We start from the raw sequence: 3,138 nt of genomic DNA, 5'->3' as shown, positions 1-3,138 counted from the left end.
CAGCCCTCAGCGTGCGATGGCGACCAGCGCCGTCGCCCCGCACGCGGTCATGCGCCGCAGCCGGGGGACGGGCGGCGGACATCGATCACGAAGCGCTCCGGCGCATGCAGCTTCGCGGTCTTGTACACCGGCTTGGTGTCGAAGGCGGCCCCGAAGGTGACCACCCCCTCGAAGTCGCCCGTCAGAGCGAGCCCTTTGAGCGTGGGCAGCCAGATCCTGGTCAGCTGCGGACCGTTGTAGACGGACCTGCCCGCGTCATTGTGGGCGGCGGCCGGAGCGAGCTTGATCTCCAGGAAGTACTTCCCGGCGAGCGGGACCTTCTTCCCCGAACCGTCGTACTGCAGCACCTTCACCGGTTTCACGGTGACCGGCGGCAGTGTGCCGCGTACATCGATGACGATCCGGTCGAAGGACCCATGCCCACCCCAGCGGGCGTTCGTGACGAGCGCGGTGTGCGGCGCGGCGGAGTGCGGCGGAGCTGCGGAAGCCGGGAGTGTCGCGGCGACCCCGGCGGTGAGAAGAACACCCGCGGCGAGAGCCGCAAGGCGCGGACGGTAATACATGGCGTCCCCCCATTTCTCCTGATACGGGGACAGTGGTGTCACAAGGGGAGACACTCCCGAAAACCATATGGTTGCACGCTAATCGGCAGGTTCGCCAGGTTGTTCTGATCCCGGGACCTGCCGCACGCGCCCGTCGTCGTCACGGGGCTATGTCCTCGCCACCGTCGGTTCCCTCCTGCTCGCCGCCTGAGCCAGGGCGTGAGCTCTCACCGGCCGGCAGTCACCGCTCAGGGGTTCTCCTTGCGTACGTCCCCGTCGGCGCCACCCCGACGCGGGCCCGCCCCCGGCTCCTCCGCGGCCGCCGGATCCAGGATCCGGTTGAGGAAGTTCCTCGTCCGCTCGTGCCGTGGGTCGCCCACCACCTGTTCCGCCGGGCCCTGTTCGACGATGACGCCGCCGTCCATGAACACCACGCGGTCGGCGACCTCCCGGGCGAAGCTCATCTCGTGGGTGACGACCATCATCGTCATGCCCTCCCCGGCCAGCACCCGCATCACGGCCAGTACCTCCGCGACCAGCTCCGGGTCGAGCGCCGAGGTCGGCTCGTCGAAGAGCATGACCGCCGGATCCATCACCAGCGCCCGGGCGATCGCCACACGCTGCTGCTGCCCGCCCGACAGCTGCGCCGGATAGGCGCCGGCCTTGTCGGCGAGACCCACCCGCTCCAGGTTCTCCCGCGCCACGGCCGCCGCCCGTGCCTTGTCCCGCTTCAGTACCCGCCGCTGCGGCAGCGTGAGGTTCTCCGTAACCGTCACATGCGGGAAGAGGTTGAACTGCTGGAAGACCATGCCGATCCGGCGCCGTACCGCATCGATGTCGACATCGAGATCGGTGACTTCAGTACCGCCGACGAACACCTGCCCCGCGGTCGGCTCCTCCAGCAGGTTCACACACCGCAGCAGCGTCGACTTGCCGGAGCCGGACGGCCCGATGACGCACACCACCTCGCCCCTCGCGATGTCCAGGTCGATGCCGCGCAGCACCTCGTTCTCACCGAACGACTTGTGCAGGCCCCGGATCTCGATCTCGTTCTGTGACATCTCGTCCTCACCTGGCCTTCTCGGTGCGGGCCTCGAGTCGGCGTACGACGAGACTCAGCGGAATCGTCACCAGCAGGTAGCACAGCCCGGCGACGAGGATGGGCGTGGAGTTCGCGGTCTGACTGGCCAGATCCCGGCCGAACTTGGTCAGTTCCCGCTCGTTCAGCGTGACACCCAGGAACAGCACCAGCGACGAGTCCTTGAACAGCAGCACCAGCTCGTTCGTCAGCGGCGGGATGACGATCCGGAACGCCTGCGGGATGATCACCGACACCATCGCCCGGGCGTGCGAGAACCCCAGCGAGCGCGCCGCTTCCATCTGCCCCTTGGGCACGGCCTGGATCCCGGCCCTGATCGTCTCCGCCATGTACGCGGCGGCGACCAGACCGAGGCCGAGGGCGACCTTGCCGTACACGCCGCCCGGGATCTCCGTCCCCGGGAACGCCAGCGGTACCGCCACCCCCACGAAAATGAAGATCAGCAGGGCCGGCAGACCGCGGAAGAGCTCGATGTAGACACTGGCGACCCATCTGTACGGTGCCACCGACGACAGCCGCATCAGCGCGATGACCATGCCCAGGACCAGGCCGAACGCGAAGCCCGACATCGTGTACACCACCGTGTTGCGCAGCGCGATGGTGATGATGTCCGGGAACAGCTCGCTCGCCAGGTCCTTCTGCGCGAACTGGTTCTGCAGCCTGCCCCAGTCGGCCAGCACGGCGACCAGGACCACCACGGCGACGAAGACCGCGTACTGGACGCCCTGGGAGACACGGCGACGCTGCCGCCTGGTCAGCCGAGACGTCACGACTGTCCCTTGGGCAGCGGCCCGATCCACTGCTCGTACAGCTTGTCGTACGTACCGTCCGCCTTGGCGTCCGTGATCGCCTTGTCGATGGCGGCCCGCAGCTTGTCGTTGCCCTTCTTCACGGAGAAGCCGTACTGCTCACCGGTCTCGATGTTCTGCCCGAGGGCGAACGCGTCGGCGTTGGCCTTGTCCTTGAGCCAGCCCTGGACGACGGGATAGTCGATCACCACGGCGTCGACCTGTCCCGTACGCAGCCCGTTGAGCACGGCGTCGGAGCTCTCGAAGGCGACCGGGTCGAACCCCTGCGACTTCGCGTAGCTCTCACCCGTGGTCTCCGCCTGCGCGCCCAGCTTCGCGTTCTTGGCCTTGACGTCGGCGAGCGAGGTCACACCGCTCTTCTTGGACGCCAGCAGAGCCTGGGTGGCGTCGAAGTACGGGATCGAGAAGTCCACGTTCTTCTTGCGCTCATCGGTGATCGTCATGCCCGCGGCGGCGAGGTCGCACTCCCCGGAGTTCAGGAACGCACCGGTCTTGAAGTTCTCGAAGGGCGTGTCGAGGATCTTCTGTTCGACCTTCAAGTTCTTCGCCACCAGATCGATCAGCGCCACGTCGAAGCCGACGACCTTGCCGCCCTGCTCGAACTGGAACGGCGGATACGGCAGGTGCGTACAGGTGGTGAGCTTGCCCTTCTCGACGACGGGCACTCCGCCCGCGGCCTCACCGGGTC

Annotated in this window: 4 protein-coding genes; all 4 read right to left on the bottom strand. The window is 67.4% G+C overall.

What is annotated here, in order from left to right:
* Window positions 1-47 precede the first annotated feature (47 nt).
* Window positions 48-563 carry an AMIN-like domain-containing (lipo)protein gene (locus tag ACWGI8_RS42250; protein WP_453668773.1) on the bottom strand — a complete coding sequence of 172 codons (516 nt, stop codon included), beginning with the start codon at window positions 561-563 and terminating at the stop codon, window positions 48-50.
* A gap of 227 nt (window positions 564-790) precedes the next feature.
* Window positions 791-1,603: an amino acid ABC transporter ATP-binding protein gene (locus ACWGI8_RS42245; RefSeq protein ID WP_453668772.1), complete on the bottom strand. Its 813-nt coding sequence runs from the start codon at window positions 1,601-1,603 to the stop codon at window positions 791-793.
* 7 nt (window positions 1,604-1,610) lie between these two features.
* The gene (locus ACWGI8_RS42240; RefSeq protein ID WP_453668771.1) at window positions 1,611-2,441 is read right to left on the bottom strand and encodes an amino acid ABC transporter permease; all 831 of its coding nucleotides are present in this window, start codon (window positions 2,439-2,441) and stop codon (window positions 1,611-1,613) included.
* Window positions 2,408-3,138: ABC transporter substrate-binding protein (locus ACWGI8_RS42235; RefSeq protein ID WP_453668770.1), on the bottom strand; the 731-nt coding region annotated here is incomplete at its 5' end. The genes ACWGI8_RS42240 and ACWGI8_RS42235, both read right to left, overlap by 34 nt.

The sequence above is a fragment of the Streptomyces sp. NPDC054841 genome, from assembly GCF_053611045.1.
The sequence above is the reverse complement of the archived record's forward strand: the minus strand, read 5'-3'. Positions and strand labels throughout refer to the sequence as shown.

Coding starts and splice junctions, on each gene's coding strand:
- ACWGI8_RS42245 (WP_453668772.1), bottom strand. CDS start 1,603: ATGTCACAGAACGAGATCGAGATCCGGGGCCTGCACAAGTCGTTCGGT.
- ACWGI8_RS42250 (WP_453668773.1), bottom strand. CDS start 563: ATGTATTACCGTCCGCGCCTTGCGGCTCTCGCCGCGGGTGTTCTTCTC.